This is a genomic window from Streptomyces sp. NPDC007346 (assembly GCF_040703535.1).
GTDB lineage: Bacteria > Actinomycetota > Actinomycetes > Streptomycetales > Streptomycetaceae > Streptomyces.
Genome location: NZ_JBEYKR010000068.1, coordinates 1 through 16,324, shown reverse-complemented (window position 1 = coordinate 16,324; position 16,324 = coordinate 1). Strand labels below are relative to the sequence as shown.

The window sequence follows — 16,324 nt, the reverse complement described above, 5'->3', positions numbered from 1 at the left end:
GGCGGGACGTCCCGCTGATCGGCCTTCCCGTGCAGGTCAGTGACGTGTGGCGTGGTCTCCATGACAGTCGACATCAGGATCATCCGGGCCGGGCAGATGTACCGCTACTACCTGCGCGAGACCGTCGTCGGCGACGGACACCGCCCGGCCCGCACGCCGTTGCGTGCCGCCCAGGAGCAAGCCGGTGTCCCGGTCGGGCGCTGGATGGGCCGCGGCCTGGCCGCGCTCGGTCTCGCGCCGGGTGAGGAGGTCACCGAGGCCCAGCTGCGGAACCTGTTCGGCGAGCGCGGCCGCCACCCGTACGCGGACCGGATCGAGGCCGTCCGGCTCGCCGCGGGCGACTCCCCGAAGAAGGCGTATCGGGCCGGCGCCCTCGGTCGCCGGGTGACGGTCACGGGTGTCGACTTCGTGTTCCGGCCGCAGCCGAGCATCTACCTCCTGTGGGCGTTCGGGGACGAGGAGACCCGTCTGGTGATCGAGGCCGCGCACGAGCGGGCGCTCGTCCGGGTGCTGGAGTGGATCGAGGACGAGGTCGCGGTGATCCGGTACGGCACGGACGGCAACTACCGTGTCCGGCCGCCCGGCGGCCTGGTCGCCGCCCGCTTCCGCCACTACGAAGCCCGCTCCAGCCGACCCTTGCTCCACGACCATGTGCTGCTGAGCGTGAAGGGGCAGCGCCTGGACGGGAAGTGGGGCTCCATCCACACCACAGCCCTGTACGAGAACACCGTGGCGGCGTCCGCGCTCTACAACGAGCTGGTCGCCGCTGAGGTGTGCGAGGAGCTGGGGCTGGCGACCGAGCCGCGCACCGTCACCGAGGGGCGCCGGCCGGTGATGGAGATCGCCGGGGTGCCGCACGAGCTGATCCGCTGGACTGCCCAGCGCAGCGACCAGATCGCCGCCTGCCTCTCGGAGCTGGAGCACGAGTACGTCACCGCCGTCGACGACGACGGAGAACCGAAGTACCTGCCCGTGGTCTCCGAGCGTGCCCGCGCCAAGCTGAACACCATCGCCGCCCGTATGACCCGCCCGCCCAAGAAGGGCAAGGCCCGCTCGCTCGCGCAGCTGCGCGCGGACTGGAAGGCGAGCGCGATTCGCACTTCCGGTGTCCCGGCCGACGTCATCTCCTCCCTCCTCGAGTACGCCCGTGCCGCGGCCGCCGCGATCCGGGCCCGGGTGGCGGCCGTGGTCGATATCGCGCTGGCGGCCGTCGACGTCACCGCGACGGTGTTCGTGATGAACAACGGGGGCCGCTTCCACCGCCGGCACCTGCTCGCCGAGGCCCGCCGTCACCTCGCCCTGGTCCTGCGCGGCCGCCGCCGTGACCCCGGCCTGGACGACCAGGTCGTGGCCGCTGCTATCTCCGCCCATTGCCTGGACATCAGCGAGCCGACGACCGTACGCGGCCTGGAAGCCGGCTACCGCCTCTACACCGCCCGCTGGGCCCTGTCCGACCTCCCCGCCCGACGCCGCCCACCCGCTGCGCCTGATCCGGACCGGCGCTCCCCGACCGACTCAGGCGAGCCGCCCGCGCCCCGGCCTCCGGGCCAGGACGCGGGGGAGTGGGCGATCCCCCGCGTCCCACTCCAGTACGACCGTGCCGTCCTGGCCGGTGCGGTGGTCCGCGAGCAGCTGCGCACCACCACCGCCACTGCCGTGCGGGGCCGGGCGTACGACGTCGTCGCCCATCAGCAGGCGGCGATGCCCGAGCAGCTGCTCGCACCCGAGCCGGCCGACCCCGAGAACGACGACCATGAGCAGAAGCCCGGCCGCCCCGAAGCACTGGACCTGACGGCGCTACGGGCTCTGAGGCAATCGCGTACGGACGTGGAAGCCCTGGAACTCACCGTTGAGCAGCTGCGCCACCTGGCGGCCGCCGTGACGAAGACTGGTGAGGGGGCCCGGGTCAGGAAGAGGAAGTACACCGGCCGGGAGACCACCCCTCCGGTAGACCCGGAGCGCCAGGAGGAACAGCACCGCCCCCAGCAGCCAGGCCCGCACGGACTGGAAGCCAGCTGCTGAGCGCACGCCTCGAACCGGGGCGAGTTTTTGAAACCAGCCCCTGCCCTGGGCGCGTGCGTGAACTCAAGCCACGAGCCTGGACGTGCAACCGCATCAGTCCTTCAGATGCTTGTCGACGTCGACCTCGTGCCGCAGTTGCCTGATGAGCTCCTCCTCGGTCTTTTCCTGGGCGGCTTTGCATCTGAGGTATCCGGGGTCCGTGATGTCAGGGGGGATGTTGCCGTCCCGCGTGTACAAGTCGCCCTCAGTGCAGTGGTAGTGCAGATCGCCGATGGCCTCTGTCGCGGCCTCCCAGAGTTCCCGGACCTTCGGGGAGCCGAAGAGGTCGACCCGGGCCGCAAGGTCCCGGCGGATCTGGTACTGCTCAGGGGTCCGCGGTCCGTAGTAGCCGGGTACGACCGCGTCGGTCGCGAAGGAAACCGCGCCGCTCAGGTGCAGCAGCAGGTCGAGGTACACGGCGGCGCGGCGGTCCCACAGCTCCTGCGAGCGGGCGGCGTCCTTCTGGTGTTTGGCGGTCAGCCACGCGGTGAGGGCTCCGCCTCCGAGGGCGATGACACCGCCGATCACTACACCGATGAGCTGATCCATGAGGCCTCCGTATGCACGTGGAGGGCTGACGGTAGCAACTTCGCAAAAGGGCGAGGCCGGGACCGATACGCAAGGCCGGGGCCCTGCCGGAACTCGCCCGGATCGTCATCGACCGGCTTGTTCGGGCTCCACCTCGCGCTTCCGGAGCGTCATCGCGTGATGCTGGAGACGTGGCCCGAGTTCGCTGCTGTGCCCTGTGCGGCGCCCAGCTTCCGAACGACGCGGTGGCCGGGCGCCGGTACTGCGACGCGGCCTGCCGGCCCAGGTGTACCAGGAGCGCAGGGCCCCGGAGGGAGCGCCGGACCGGCAGTGCCCGATCATGCCGCACCTCCTGGCCCCGGGACACGGAAGGGCACCGGGCAGCAGCGTCGTTCGTAGCCTGCGCGACGGTGCGCGCTCCTACGATGATCTCCGTGACCACTCGCCGCGCCCTTGGCGCAGGCCCCGAAGCTACCGGGCCCAGCAGTATTCGCGCAGCCGAAGCCGACCTCATCGACGTACTGCCCGGCATCCGCCTGCCCGACCTCCAGGACCTACGAGCGCGCGGGGTGGTTGGGGCCCATCTGACTGCCACGGCAAGCACTCGCCGGGCCCTCGGAACCGGGACCACGGACGGAGAAGGCCCGCCGTAAAGCCGTCCTCGCATGGACCGGCGTGGGCACCCTCACCGTCCGCGCCCTGGAGCAGATCGCCCTGCAGCTCACCGGCCACGCCTGCGCCGTCGCCTCCGACGTTCGCCGTCATGCCGACCAGCCGCCCAAGGACAGCAGCCCCGAGGCGCTCGCCGACGTCATCCTGCGCGAGGCAGAAGGCCGGCTGTCCGCGACGATCGAGGGCACCGGGCGCTGCGTCCAGAACCGCGCCCGCCTCGTCCGCGCCCTCTACGAAAGGCTGGATCGACTGGAGGCCGCGCCCGCGATCCGGGCGCTCCTCCTAGGGTGTTCATCGGACGCCGAGGCCGCGGGGCCCGGCCGCCTAAGGGGGGCGCATGAGCACACCCGAGTACGAGTTTTGGAATGACCTTGCTGTCCGCCGTCCGGACGACGTCCGCATGATTTCTGGTGGACGGGTTCCGCTTTCCTGGCAGATGGAGAAGCGCGGCGGGCATGTCGACCGGCTGATGAACAGGACTCTGCCTGCGGATTTCCCGGACCCGGTCGAGCGTGGAGGCACCGACGACGTGTTGGCCGTGCTCGCGTTGTCGGAGTCGATTCGGCGCGATCTCATTGCCCGCCGCGGGGGCGACATCCGTGAGGCCATTCTGCTCGGCGCCACCTGGTCCGAGGTCGCGGCCGCGATCGACACCACACCGGACGAGGCCCGCGCCATCCTGCGTGACTGGACGGAGCGTCAGCACGGCCTCCATCAGAGCGCTGCCGGGCCAGACGACACCCAGCGACTGGGCGCCGAGGAGAACCGCCACGCCGCGGTGCTCGCCCTGATCCAGCTGGCAGACGACCAGCGGACGGAGACCGGCACGCATGACTGATCGCCTGTACCTGCGCAGCTCCGAGGACAAGTAGACCGACGCCCGCGAGCCGCCCGCCTTGTCCAAGGCGGAATTGACCAACGGGGCCCTCAGCTCAGGTCAAGGAGAATCGCACTGCACCGCGTGCGCCATCGCCAGATGCTCGTCGCGCATGGCCTTCAGGGTGGCGCGGGTGTCTCCGTGGTCGTCGGGGTCGGGGACGACGTTCTCGACGAAGCGGATGATGGTGCGGGCGATGCCGGGCACCGCCGTGGTGGGGGAGTCGCGCGCCCAGTCCCGCAGCGCGGACAGCAGTACGCATCCGACCTCGTCCAGCGCGAAGGAGTCCGCGCACGGATCGGTGGTCTCCTCGTCGATGGCCGTGACGGGCCAGATGATGTCCTCGGCCAGCCGCAGCATGACGAACGCCAGCTCCGGGTCGGCTTCCGCCCGCCCGGCGACAGCGGCACCGCCACGCATTTGCAGCTCCAGGAGGTAGTCGAAGCCGCGCTCCACCTGCTCCGGGGTGAGCGGAGTACGGGGCGGGATCAGGTACGGCATGGTGGCCTCCTCGGGATGGCCGCCGTGCGGATCACGGCGACTCCCGACAGCCTCGAACGCCACCCCTGTGGACAGCGGCCGAAGATTTCGGCGTGCCCATGGAGAGAGGCGGACCGGTCGCAACCGCCCCCGGACGGGGGGCGACTCGTACGCGGAACAACGCCACCGCCCCGGTGCCCTGCATCGAGGCCGGATCGCGGAAAGGCCGGGCGGGAAACCCCGCCCGGCCTCGGCTACCCCTGCCACAGCCCCTTGACGAAGCTCCCCAGCGTTCTGACCCAGTCGGGCGGGTCGGCGAGGAACTCTTCCGTCAGACGGGCCAGGAACGTCCGCGACGCGCCCTGGGCCGCGCCCTGGGCAACACCTCGGACTATCGCGGCGGGCCCCCCGGTGCCAATGGCCGCCTGCCGCACGGCGGGCGCGGGGTCCGCCGGCCGGGCCGGTGCGGCACCGGTCGGCTGGGCGTGCGCCGATGTGGACGGCTGGGTGGGGTTGGGAACGTGGTCCCGGGTCATGATGCTGCTCCCTTGAGCAGGAGGGTCGAGGACAGCGGACACCTGTGTGGTGTCGTCCGCGGGGGTGCGTGCCGCGCGGTCGGCGGTCCTGCTGCGGCTCTCTGCGTGAGAGCGTCCCTGTGGGGTCTCGACCCGGGCCCAGGGTGGCGTTGCGACCAGCGTAGGACCGGTCGTCTCGTTCAGCGTAGGCCCGGTCGGCTCGTTCACTGCCCCGGGTGCCTGGTGGGTGTTCATGGGAATGTCCTCCAGGGGGAGTTCGTTGATGCGGGCGGGACCGTGACAGGTCGCGGGTGCTTACGTCTCGGCCTGGTTCGGGAGCGGTGTCTTCACCCCCTGGTGCCGTCAGGGAGCTGGTGGACAGCACTGGATGTGAGGGGATTTCCCGAGGCATGACGAAGGCCCGGACCACCCGGTCCGGGCCTCGCGCCTCTCACCGTGCTGCTAGAGATCCGAATGCCTCACGGGCGCATCCCCTTGACCACGTCCGCTACCGCCTCGTGCGTGGCCGCGTTTCTCCTTGACCTGGCCACGGTTAGACCGCGGTCAAGGGGGTCTCCTGCACGCTGCTCGCTGCCCCGGACCACACCGGCCGGGGCAGCGAAGGAGACGAGACGATGACGACCACCCACCCGAGGGCCGGGCAGCACCCCCGCACGAGCCGGTCCCCGGCAGACAGGCGGCCCCGTGCCAGGCAAGCCCAAGGGGGCTCCCTGGGTGCCCACTTCAAAGGCCCCTCGGGAGCCCCCTTTGGTGCCCGGTCCTCCGAGCGGGAGGAAAACCCCTTGTCAGCGCCGCGATCGGCGCGAAAATCGCGCCGTCACAACCCTCTTCTCTCCTCCTTGTTGTCCGTAGTGGAGGAGATCATCGGGTTCCGGGGGGCGCGGACGCCCTTCCCGGCCGGGCGCGGCCAGCGGCAGCAGCCGCGCCGCCGGTCGGCCGGCGGCCGGTCGCGAGCGACGAGGGAGAAGGTGCAGGGCTGATGGCGGGGAAGCGGAAGACCAACCCGGCGGGATCGACGAACAGCTACCGCAGCGACGTGCTGCGCGTGCTCGGAGCGTTGAAGGTGGCCACGGCCGATCAGATCCAGCGGATCAGCGCCCCGCACTTGACCGTCCGGCACGCCGACAAGCCGACCCCCTCGAAGCAGAAGCAGGCCCGCACCGCCTCGCACACCGGCGCCCTGTCCGACATGCGCAAGCACGGCCTGTCCGAGAACGGCGGCTCCACCGAAAACGGCGACACCCTGCGCAACCTGACCCCCAAGGGCCTGGAGGCCGCCTCCTACGAGCTGCGGCGCCCGGCGACGGAGATGGGCTCCACCGCGCGCGGCGCGGGCTCCTCCGGGGCTTCCCATCCGATGGCGGTGAACGAGACGGTGATCGCGCTGCTGCGTCCGAAGCCGGACGTGGCCAAGCTCGTCGACGACCCGTCCCACGTCCAGGCGGCCGCCCAGGCCGCCGTCGACGGACCGGGCGGGATCGGCACGATCGCCTCGTACTGGACCGAGGTCCCGCTCCCGGCGACCGGTACGTGGAACGCCCCGGGCAAGGGCGGAGCCCAGGCCGACGTGGTGCTCACCGCCCCGCAGGACGGGGTGCCGCTGCTGTTCATCGAGGTCGACAACTGCCACGAGACCGCCGAGGAGCTCGCCGCGAAGCTGGAGAAGTACGCCCGGTTCTTCCGCCGGAGGGTGAAGGACACCGACGGGAAGGAGCGGCCGATGTGGTGCACCCGCTGGACGGTCCCCGAGCAGCGGTACGGGGAGATGCCGCACCCGCCGGTGCTGCTGGTGTTCAACCACATCGGCGAACGCAACCCCAACCGGACGATCCCGCGCCTGCAAGCGCTCACCCGGCACCTCTGGAAGGGGGAGTGGATGCGCGAGGGCTACCACTCCTACGACGGGAAGATCCCGATCGTCGCGGTCGGGCTGAGGAACCTGCGCGAGCACGGACCGGCCGGAGCCGTGTTCCTCCGCTTCGGCCGCGACCGCCCCCAGCCGCTCCTGGACGCGATCGGCAACCCCCGCCTTGAAGCGGTCCACGCCCGCGAGGCAGAGGCGGCCAGGGCCCGGCAGGCGGAGTACCAGGCGCAGCTGCGGAGGGCTGCCCAGGAGCAGGCGGCGAAGAAGGCCGTCGAAGCGGCACGGGAAGCGGCCCAGCGCGAAGCCCGACGTCCCGCCTGCGCCAGCTGCGGGAGCCGGTTCACCGACGAACGGTGGGAGGCCGCAGAGGAGACGGACTGGGGCCGCCCCGTCGACACCCACCCTCACCTGTGCGACAGGTGCAAGCCCGTCGCCGTCGCGAGTGCCGCCCCCACGCCCGGCAGGCAGGAGGAGCACCAGGAGCCGCTCCCCGAATGGGCGCGTCAGGAGTTCATGCGCTTCCCCCGTCGTCCCCACTGCACCGAGTGCAAGGCGGCGTTCACCGCCGTTCGCATGGAACGGCCGCTGACTGCGGTGACCGATACCGGCACCAGATTCGGGGAGACAGCAGTAGGCACCGCCCTGAAGCACACGGCTGGCCCTCCTCGACCTTGACCCTGAGCTCCGAGACGCTGTCGACACTAAGCAGATCAAGGTGAAGACCGCCGAGAGGATCGCGAAGATCCAAGACCCGGAGCAGCAGAAGGCCATCGCGGCAGAAGAGATCCGTAAGGCAAAGGAACCCAAGGCTCCCCGAAAGCGCCAAATCACTCCGCCGAGTCCACCAGTTCAAAACCCGGTTTTGAACCCCGCCACCGAGCCGGTGACATCCGGCGGGGGAGTGGCGGCAGACAAGATGGAAGCACCTGTCGTTGCAGTTCCGGAGCCACGGACCACCACGGTCTCCCAGGCAGAGCCCGCCGCCTTGCCCTGGCAGGACGGCGAAGTCCTGATGAACGTCGCGTTCGACCGGCTCGACGCCCAGCAGCGCAGTGCCTTCATCCTCCGCTACTTCCAGCGCAGCAGCGGGATCGACGCCGTCATCGCAGACATGAGCGGGAACCTCACCACCGAGGCCCGCACCTCGCTCGCAGCCATCCTCCAGCAGGTTGCCGCAGGCCTTCTCGAAGACGCGTAGCTGCCGTAGGGAGCCTCTACTTTCCTCCCCCTTGCTACTGATGGGGGAGGAGCGTAGAGGCCACCCTCTGAGAAACCACCCAGGAGCGATGCCCTGAGGGGAACGGGCCGGAGCCGTCACGGGACGAGGTGTCAGCGGATCCGGGTTCGCATCCGGATCAGGTGGCTGTCGTAGACGACCGTGCCGGTGATCCGGGCGAACGGCTCCGGCAGATCCCGCTCGATCCGCACCTGCGCCCGCGCTTTCAGCTGCGCGCAGTAGGAGGCGTAGTGGTCCTGGGTGCTCTGGCCGCACGCTCCGGGCTCGTCCGGCAGGCACAGAGGCAGTTGATCGCCGAGGGCGGCAAAAGCGTGACGGACCCGGCGGGCTTCGTCGAGCCATTCCTCATCGGACCAGTCCGCCCCGCGCCGTTCCATGACCAGCAGCCTGCCACACAAGGCCACCCCACCACGGAGGAGCCGACGGGCCGGTCCCCGGCGTGGCGGCGGCAGCCGGCCGACCGGAAGGGGACGGCCCATCCGGACGACGTGCGAAAGGCGACCGGACGGGCTCCGCGGACCACGCTGCACCCTCCGGGCCACGGAATCAGGCAGACATGCCGCAGCGCCTCCAGGCAGTAGCCCCGCTGTCCCCCAACGCGAGAGGGACGCTCCGGCCGCAGCTCGCGGGCGGAACGATGGTGGGCAGGCCCCTCCCGTGCCGCCGATCGGGCGTGGCTCGTTGAGTGCGCCGCGTGCCGCCTGGCTTCCCCAATTCGAACAGACGTAGCATTGAAGATGTGACCAGGTACGACTTCCCCCAAGATCTGAGCGACGCCCAGCTCGCCCTTCACCAGACGCAGTTTGAGTACGAGCAGTACGCCACGACTCTCCCCTGGTCGGCGGAGCCGATGCCCGGATGGGAGGGGGACAAGCAGCTCCACTCCGCCTTCCGGTCCTCCAAGCCGGACAGCCCCGGATACTGCAGGTCGCAGTCCCCGCACAGCGTCGGACGGGGCGAGCGGTGGAAGGCGGTGGAGCGCACCGGCTGGGGGCCCTTGAGGTTGCGCCGGGCCTGACGCGGCCTCGCATCAGGAGCGGAGCCGCGAGAACCATCCGCCGGACTTCGGGCTGGGCACGGCCTGGTCCTGCTCCTGGTCGTGCTTCTCCTAACCGGCCTTCACCGCAAGAAAGTTGAGCCATCAAATGACGAGGAACCGCGGCTATGGCCGGCGCCCCGTGGTGGGGCGTGGTGATCTGCCTCGTCCTGAATCACTCACACCCCACCCAAGAAAATTACGCTGCGCATATATCTGGCCACGAAAGGCAAGATCGACCGTGGAGCGCTGAACGCGCCCCGCCCCCTCTCAACTGCGCGGTCGCCGGGCGGCACCGTCCGAACGAACAGCACGATTTGGACATCGTGTTCCACGTCACAATCTGTGACGACAGGCGGGTGAGCGAGCCGGTCGGCCTCCCGGCGCCGAAGGAAGGTCTTCTGGCGCCCGCCCGAGAGCCGGCTTGAGTGACGACATCACCCGGCTCAGCTCCCGGCGGTCATGGGGGTGACGGGCCGGCCGCCAGCCGGGGCCGGATCGCGCCGAGCCAGTGGCTGATCACGATCTCGCGGTTCGCCCGGAAGGACAGCCACCGTTCGACCGGCCCTCCATGGCGGTCTAGCGGTTTCTGCGGGGTGCGGGGATTTTCGGGAGGAGTTCCCACAGGGGGCGCCCGCCGCTGGCCCAGGTGGCGAGGGTGCGCCGGTCGGCGAGGTGCATGTGCAGCTGCGTCGCGAGGGGTTGGCAGCGGGTGGTGAAGCGGCCGTTGGTGACGACGAGGACGATGTCGGCGCCGTAGAGCTGGCGGGCGGTGCCGTTGACGCGTTGGAGGTCGGGGGTTCCAACGGGGGAGCCGCGGTCGCCGTCGCGTCGGTGTTTGCACTGGATGACCCAGGTACGGCCCAGCGGGTCGGTGGCCAGGACGTCGGCGCCGTTGTCGCCGGCGCCGCCGATCTGCCGTGCGTCGGTGCATCCGTCGCGGAGCATGAGGTCGCGGATGGCGTACTCGAAGTCGCGGTGGTGCAGGGCGTCCAGCTGCGGCAGCCCGTACCGCAGTGCCTGCTGCCGGACACGGTCCCAGGCCCGTTGCTGCTGAAGGCGATGACCCCACACCGCCCCGCCCACGATCGCGGCGGCGCCGAGCACGATGAGGATCCACCAGTTCGCCACCAGCCAGGAGAGCACCGCCCACACCACCGCGGCGGCCATGACCCCGCCGCCCGCGAGGACCAGGAGCTGCTCCTCCTGCCGCTTCCTTCTGCTGGGGCGCCGCTTGCGCGGCCGCCGCACGGGCGGCCGCTGCCCGGGAGATCGCCGGGCGCTCACCGTCCGGCCTTGGGCGAGGGGAAGCGGATCGGGTAGGACACCGTCGGCTTCGGCAGCGGCCGCGGTTTCTCCCACCCGGGGAACTTGACCGGATACACCCCCGGCGTCGGACGGGGATACGGCTTCCCGTCAGGCCCCGTCGACGGGCTCCCGTTCCCGCCGGCCACGATGACGAACCCGACCAGCACGATCACCGCCATGTTCTGGCGCGCTCCCGGTGCCCACCGGGAATAGCCTCTGACCTGCGTTCCGTCCGCCCGCTTGTACGGCCTGACCCACGGCACCCGCGCCCCCGCTCGACGTGATCCACAACGACCGTTCATCGTCGCACCGGACCCTGACGGGAGGTCAGGGAATGGGGAGGGGAGACCGGAAACGAGCGGACGAATCCAGCCGCCATCGAACGCCAACTCGATTTGTGGGCAACGGAGTTGGAGGCTCGTTGTCAGTGGTGCCGCCTAGCGTTGATGGTCGCCGGGAGCCCCCGGCCCCGCCCTCTGCCGCGAGGAACCACCACCATGGCCCACGTCCGCGCACACCGCCGTGCCGACGGCACCTACGTCAAGGCCCACAACCGCCGCACCCGCCCCCGGACCACTACCGCGACCACCGCACCCCGCCGTACGACCACCGCCCGCCCCGGCACGCTCCGCAGCGTCCCGCCCCCTGCCGGACCGGCCACCCGCGTGCGGAGCTACCGGCGCGCGGACGGAACCCGCGTCCGCAGCCACCACCGCACCCTCACCCCCAAGGCAGCCGCGGCCGGCACCGGGATCGGCGGCCTGCTGCTCCTCTTCCTCGTCCTCGCCGCTCTCGCTCCCGGAGGAAGCCCGAGCACCCCCGGGGAAGGAGCGGGACCATCGGCCCCGGCCACCCTGGCCCCCGTCACCGGGCCGGGGCCCGGCAGGTAACCGGCGTCCTCCGCTACACACCCGCCACCTGACCCCGCCCCGCCGGACGGGAGCGCCGACGGAGCCCTTCGCAGCCGACCGCTCCCGCCCGTGCCCCACATCGCGGGCGGGCCGGGATTGTCAGTGGCCGCTCGTACCGTCGAAGGCAGGTGCTGGAGAAACCGGGACCTGGGCTGGAACGGAGCGGACCATGGGCGAGATCGACGTGAGCAGCCACAACCTCGGGCGGCTCCTGGCCGACAGCACCGGCACCCCGGCCCGTTCCTACCAGGCCGCCTTCGCCGAGCTCGCCGAATCCCACCAGGGCCGCCCAGCCACGGAGATCGTGCCGTTGCTGCGCCGGGCGGCGGACGAGGCGCTGCTCGGGTTCACGGCCGCGGACCTGTATGAGCAGGCAGAGGCGATCCGGACCGGACAGAGGTACGTGCTGCGCATCCGCGTCACCTAGACCGGGACCCGGCGACGACGGGGTGGCTGGCCTGTCCGGTCGACGCGCGGAGGGCTCCTGACGGGCTCCGCACTCAACGCTGCACCTACAACGGCATGCCAGGGCCATCTTCGGCAGCCCGGAGCGAGACATCGGTTCCTCACCGTGCGCGGCCGTCTTCTTCGGTGCCGATGCGAATGCTCTTGCTAGGGAAGGCCAGCGGGTGTCCTGGGGGTGGGGTGCGCATGCCAGCGATGCGGGCGCGGACGCCAGGCTGGTTCGGCTCGCGTCAGGCGGAGGTGGCCGAGACGGCCACCCGTGGCCGCAGTCTCCACACGTCCACGTCGTCATATCTGGTCGTGCCCGTGGGCTCCGGCTAGGGGTCCTCAGGTAGTGCCAGCGGTACACTGGAAGGGAACAGATCACCGTAACTTCCCGAGTATGACCGGCGCTTGACGCCCTATCAGCCAGTGACTAGACTGGACTTAGTAAGGGGGGCGGTTTCGCCTACCCTGAAAAGTTGGGTCCTTCAGCGCCACAGGTGTGTCTGGACCCATTTTGTTTGCCTAATTGAATGAAAACCAAAGTGCCCTCCGGTGGCCGCCGGGGGGTTTTCGCGTATATGGAGGCTTTTGGGCAGTTTTCAACCATGCTGGGGTCGCGTCAGCTCAGTCCGTCCTTGCTGGTAGCGATCATGCGTTCCGGCAAAGCGGTGGTCGCGGGGCTTTGCCTCCGACATCCGTACGTGCAGAACCACCCGCTGTGCCCACCGCGCTCAAGTTCATGAACGAACCGCTCAACGGTGAACCTCCCTCCCACCCGGGGTCAGGAGGACGCCTTCTGCCCGCCCCACTGACTTGGGGCATCGGCCTCCCATAGCGCCACCGCCTTACCCCCGCGCGCTCCGAAGCGGGGTCACATCTATCGAAAAGAGGAAATATGACTCAATCAAACCTTAACCAGACGAAGTCGTATCGGAGCCCGGTGCTCCACGCGACCACCTCTGCCGAGCCGTCTTTCGGCGGTGCCCGATGATGCTGCTAATTATCTTCCTCCTCGGCGCAGCCGCGGCCTACAAGGCATATAGAGACGAAAAGTTCGGACCGGCCCTGGTGGTTGGCGTGACAGTGGTTACCGCGTGCTTCCTCGTCATGGACAAGGACCCCTCCGCCATGCTGCAGACAGTGGCCCCGTCGGCGCTTTCGGCGACGGCGGTGCCTGCCCAGCCGGGTGGTCCGACGGCGGTGCCTGCCCAGCCGGGTGGTCCGACGGCGGTGCCTGCCCAGCCGGGTGGTCCGACGGCGGTGCCTGCCCAGCCGGCACCTCTGTCATAGTCCGGCTGTGAGCGGCAAACGAGCAATTTTTCTCTCCGAGGGCGTGAGCCCTCCCATCAGAAACGATGCAGGGCCCGGCCGTACGGCCGGGCCCTGCATCGTGCCAGGCCGTGTAGAAGGACCTAGCGTGCCGTCCTGTGGACGGTGTTTCCTATGGCGGGACGATCCGGCGTTCACCGTGGGTCTCGGTGAAGGCGGCGATCCTGGCGTGCCGGGCGGGTCCCTCTACTGAAGTGGTCGGCCCCACTCTCCGAGAGTGTGACGGCGGCGGAGTACCGGCAGGACGACCTGGCCGCTGTCTCTTCCGAATGCTTCGGTTTGCAGGATGATCCTGTGAGCGACCATATCGCTGCTGTCGTCGGCGAAGTCCTGCCACTTTCCGTCGTCGTGCCGCTTGGCATGGCGGATCACGTCCAGGAGCTCGAAGGCGTCGAGTGACTGGTGCGTCTCGTACGCGTCGCGGCCGAGTCCGTAGAAGCCGTGCCGGACGTCGCTGAGTACGTAAGCCTGCGTGATGGTCGACCCGTCCTCGAGCTTGTGGTGCGAAGGGTCGAACTTCGTCACGTCGAACCACATGAGCAGGGCCGCGATCTCGCTGGTCGTCAGTACGTGGACCCAGCCGTTCGTGAAAAACCCGATGGGGATCTCCACGAACGCCTCGTTGTCGGTGGGGACGGTGTACGGGATGTTCGCCGCCCCGGCCTTCTTGCTCTTGCCGTTCTCGCACAGCAGGAGAACGCCCCGGCGAACCTGGCCCTTGACCCCCGTTGCCGACGCGAGCAGACCCATCTTCTCCAGCGTCTTCATGGCCTCGGCGATCTGCCTGACCTTGTTCGTTCTGACCGAAGCGGCCTGGACCCCGGGACCGGCGTACTTCGCGATGGTTGCCACCAGACCCCGCCAGGAGTCGGGCCTCTCCGCCGTCGGCTCGATCGGGTAGGGGCCGGGCCACTCCTTGCCGGCCGTGACCTCGCACTGCGCGGCGAACAGCATCAGCAGGTACAGCTTCAGCGTCAGGCCTCTCGGCGAGATCATCTTCGCTGAGAGCGGGCGCTTCGACTTCGGCAACGGCTTCCGCTCGTCTTCGACCAACCCGGCGAAGTTCTCCAGCCGGATGAAGGAACGCCTGACCCTCACCACGTCCTGCCCGCCGCGCTCGTGGATCTCGCGAGCCTTCTCGATCGCGTCCGGGAGTTCCCCCCTCAGCAGGTCCTCGAGCTGGTCCTTGCGAACCTCAACCTTGCCGTCCCCCATCGCATGCCCCAAGTTTTTCGACGCTTTATCCCCTACTGATTAATCCGTATGTGGCGTCATCCATGTCTCTATCGCCTGTTCATCGATCACTAGATTCGTAGTGGTGTCGCATGCGGATCAATCCGTCCACAAGCATACCTGATCGGATGTCAAGTCGCCTGCATCATGGAGTCCTCGCCCGAGAACAGGGCGGGGAACCGCAGGACCAGGGCAGCGAGCCGGCCAGCAGAACTGCCCTGGTGCCTGTGCCACAACAGGAATGAGGTACTCCTACGTGTCGATCGACCGTACAGCAGCAAATCGGGCAGGTCGCGAGCCCGGGCGCTCCGGAAGCGCCCTGAACTGGTGCGAGTTCATCTTCAAGGTCCTCTGCGTCGGAAGCGGGCTCACTTTCTTCTTCGCCGGCTTCCCGCTGGTCGGCCTCGCCCTTCTCGGAGTGCTGGGCATCCAGGTCACCATCAAGCGGAACTGACCGCAGGAGCCCGCAGAGGAGGTTCCGTCAAGGAGACCCGCCCGTACGACGAGGGCCCGTACCACCCAGGTGCGGGCCCTGGCCGAAATTGTGGGCAAGGAATTCGTCTTCTTGTCCTTATCGTCGCTGGTCTCGCTGCCGGTGAGGAACGCGATCAAGGCGACGGCGAGGAGGATGGCGATGCTCACCCATCAGCCGCCGGAAGCCCGTCCCTGCGCCGTCACTTGGGGGAAACGCTCATGCTCGACGGCTTGAACATTTTGTCGCGGGTCGTGGACCGGGGCTAGTCCTAGCCGCCGTCCACGCCCTTGGCGTCCGCGGCCTCGGCGACCCCTCCACCGGTACCTTCTCGTCATGACGACCAGACCCCGCCCCCGCTTCTCCGTCCGCGCCGGGCTTGCTGATGCCTCCGAGGACGACGGGCCGTTCGAGGAGGTCCCCGCGCATCTGCGCGTGCCGCTCCAGCAGTGGGTGAAGAGCACACTCACTTTCGAGGGCAAACCACAGCAAAATGCAGCCCGTCCAATTTGTCTGCGGTTGCGTATCCCACCAGGCCGCAGCCGCTTCAGCAACGTGGACTACGTGGTACCGCTGGCGGAAACCATCGGCCTCCAACTACTGGACGTGGTGGACGAAGTACTGAACACAAGAACCGCTGCAGACTGGGAAGCCCACAGTCTCAGCGAGATTCTCGACCAGGCCGGGTCGGCTTACCGAGTCAACGAGGCTGCGGACGGCTTGGAGGAGCGGGTCACTCCGGCCGTGCGGGAGGCGGTGCGCCAGACGATGGCGGACGCGGCGGCGCAGTCGTCTGTAGGGTCGGCCGCGGACCATTTGGCGGCCGCGTGGCAGGCCGCCTACGGGCGGAGCCCGGATCCGGTGCGCGCGTACAGCGAGGCCATCAAGGCCGTGGAGTGCGCGGCGCACTCCGTCGTCCAGCCCAACAACGCGAAGGCCACCCTCGGCTCAATGCTGGGCGAGATCAAGAACGCCCGGCACAAGTTCACCGCCGCCATCGTCGTCCCGGCTAGCGACCCGATAGCCCCGGCCGAGTCGATGATGCGCGCGCTGTGGGAGGGGCAGACCTCGCGGCACGGCGCACAGACCGCGACCGTGCCCGAAACCCTGGAAGCCGCCCGGGCCGGCGTCCACCTCGCCGCCGCCTTGGTGCAGTGGTTCGTCTCCGGAGCTGTCGTCCGAACACCCTGAGAGAAGCAGTCAGCCAGCTGTCCGTGCGCCGCCGGGGCCTGTGTCGGGCCCCCCCCCCACCAAAACACACCAACAGGCGCGCGGGCCACAAAAAGGGCAAGCGCGACGGGGTAAACCCCCCCAATGACCGGGAATGCAA

Annotated in this window: 15 protein-coding genes and 1 pseudogene; 10 read left to right on the top strand and 6 right to left on the bottom strand. The window is 69.4% G+C overall.

Going from position 1 to position 16,324, the window contains the following annotated elements:
- The first annotated feature begins 60 nt into the window (after positions 1-60).
- Positions 61-2,022, top strand: a complete 1,962-nt coding sequence (mobF, locus tag AB0917_RS19065; RefSeq protein WP_366820741.1) for a MobF family relaxase — start codon at positions 61-63, stop codon at positions 2,020-2,022.
- 93 nt (positions 2,023-2,115) lie between these two features.
- Here mobF and AB0917_RS19060 read toward each other — a convergent pair whose 3' ends face one another.
- Positions 2,116-2,610, bottom strand: coding sequence for a hypothetical protein (locus AB0917_RS19060; RefSeq protein ID WP_266430075.1), 495 nt, complete (start codon positions 2,608-2,610; stop codon positions 2,116-2,118).
- Between the two features lie 630 nt (positions 2,611-3,240).
- On the opposite strand from AB0917_RS19060, the pseudogene AB0917_RS19055 reads away from it, so the two are divergent.
- Both AB0917_RS19055 and AB0917_RS19050 read left to right on the top strand, forming a co-directional pair.
- A pseudogene (locus AB0917_RS19055) lies at positions 3,241-3,630 on the top strand (hypothetical protein); the annotation flags it as partial.
- Positions 3,599-4,099: a hypothetical protein gene (locus AB0917_RS19050; protein WP_366820740.1), complete on the top strand. Its 501-nt coding sequence runs from the start codon at positions 3,599-3,601 to the stop codon at positions 4,097-4,099. The pseudogene AB0917_RS19055 and the gene AB0917_RS19050, both read left to right, overlap by 32 nt.
- A gap of 99 nt (positions 4,100-4,198) precedes the next feature.
- Here AB0917_RS19050 and AB0917_RS19045 read toward each other — a convergent pair whose 3' ends face one another.
- Together AB0917_RS19045 and AB0917_RS19040 are read right to left on the bottom strand one after the other, a co-directional pair.
- Entirely contained in the window at positions 4,199-4,639 is a 441-nt protein-coding gene (locus tag AB0917_RS19045) for a hypothetical protein (protein ID WP_366820739.1), read from the bottom strand.
- Positions 4,640-4,872: 233 nt separating this feature from the next.
- Positions 4,873-5,154 (bottom strand): hypothetical protein, encoded by a 282-nt coding sequence (locus tag AB0917_RS19040; RefSeq protein WP_366820738.1) that lies wholly within the window; start codon positions 5,152-5,154, stop codon positions 4,873-4,875.
- A 979-nt stretch (positions 5,155-6,133) separates the two neighbouring features.
- On the opposite strand from AB0917_RS19040, the gene AB0917_RS19035 reads away from it, so the two are divergent.
- Positions 6,134-7,693, top strand: coding sequence for a replication-relaxation family protein (locus AB0917_RS19035; protein WP_366820737.1), 1,560 nt, complete (start codon positions 6,134-6,136; stop codon positions 7,691-7,693).
- A 40-nt stretch (positions 7,694-7,733) separates the two neighbouring features.
- The gene (locus AB0917_RS19030) at positions 7,734-8,216 is read left to right on the top strand and encodes a hypothetical protein (protein WP_366820736.1); all 483 of its coding nucleotides are present in this window, start codon (positions 7,734-7,736) and stop codon (positions 8,214-8,216) included.
- Between the two features lie 131 nt (positions 8,217-8,347).
- Here the strand turns inward: AB0917_RS19030 and AB0917_RS19025 are convergent, their stop codons facing one another.
- Positions 8,348-8,632: a hypothetical protein gene (locus AB0917_RS19025; RefSeq protein WP_366820735.1), complete on the bottom strand. Its 285-nt coding sequence runs from the start codon at positions 8,630-8,632 to the stop codon at positions 8,348-8,350.
- A gap of 362 nt (positions 8,633-8,994) precedes the next feature.
- On the opposite strand from AB0917_RS19025, the gene AB0917_RS19020 reads away from it, so the two are divergent.
- Positions 8,995-9,273, top strand: a complete 279-nt coding sequence (locus AB0917_RS19020; RefSeq protein ID WP_366820734.1) for a hypothetical protein — start codon at positions 8,995-8,997, stop codon at positions 9,271-9,273.
- Positions 9,274-9,870: 597 nt separating this feature from the next.
- Here AB0917_RS19020 and AB0917_RS19015 read toward each other — a convergent pair.
- The gene (locus AB0917_RS19015) at positions 9,871-10,446 is read right to left on the bottom strand and encodes a restriction endonuclease (RefSeq protein ID WP_366820764.1); all 576 of its coding nucleotides are present in this window, start codon (positions 10,444-10,446) and stop codon (positions 9,871-9,873) included.
- A 650-nt stretch (positions 10,447-11,096) separates the two neighbouring features.
- Here AB0917_RS19015 and AB0917_RS19010 point away from each other — a divergent pair.
- Positions 11,097-11,489, top strand: coding sequence for a hypothetical protein (locus AB0917_RS19010; protein WP_366820733.1), 393 nt, complete (start codon positions 11,097-11,099; stop codon positions 11,487-11,489).
- Between the two features lie 190 nt (positions 11,490-11,679).
- A complete protein-coding gene (locus AB0917_RS19005) occupies positions 11,680-11,937 on the top strand; it encodes a hypothetical protein (protein ID WP_366820732.1) in 258 nt (85 codons plus the stop codon).
- A 1,538-nt stretch (positions 11,938-13,475) separates the two neighbouring features.
- Here the strand turns inward: AB0917_RS19005 and AB0917_RS19000 are convergent.
- Positions 13,476-14,504, bottom strand: a complete 1,029-nt coding sequence (locus AB0917_RS19000; RefSeq protein WP_366820731.1) for a hypothetical protein — start codon at positions 14,502-14,504, stop codon at positions 13,476-13,478.
- Between the two features lie 274 nt (positions 14,505-14,778).
- On the opposite strand from AB0917_RS19000, the gene AB0917_RS18995 reads away from it, so the two are divergent.
- Both AB0917_RS18995 and AB0917_RS18990 read left to right on the top strand, forming a co-directional pair.
- Entirely contained in the window at positions 14,779-14,976 is a 198-nt protein-coding gene (locus AB0917_RS18995) for a hypothetical protein (RefSeq protein ID WP_366820730.1), read from the top strand.
- Positions 14,977-15,330: 354 nt separating this feature from the next.
- On the top strand, positions 15,331-16,185 hold the full coding sequence (locus AB0917_RS18990) for a hypothetical protein (protein ID WP_366820729.1): 855 nt from the start codon (positions 15,331-15,333) through the stop codon (positions 16,183-16,185).
- Positions 16,186-16,324 lie beyond the last annotated feature (139 nt).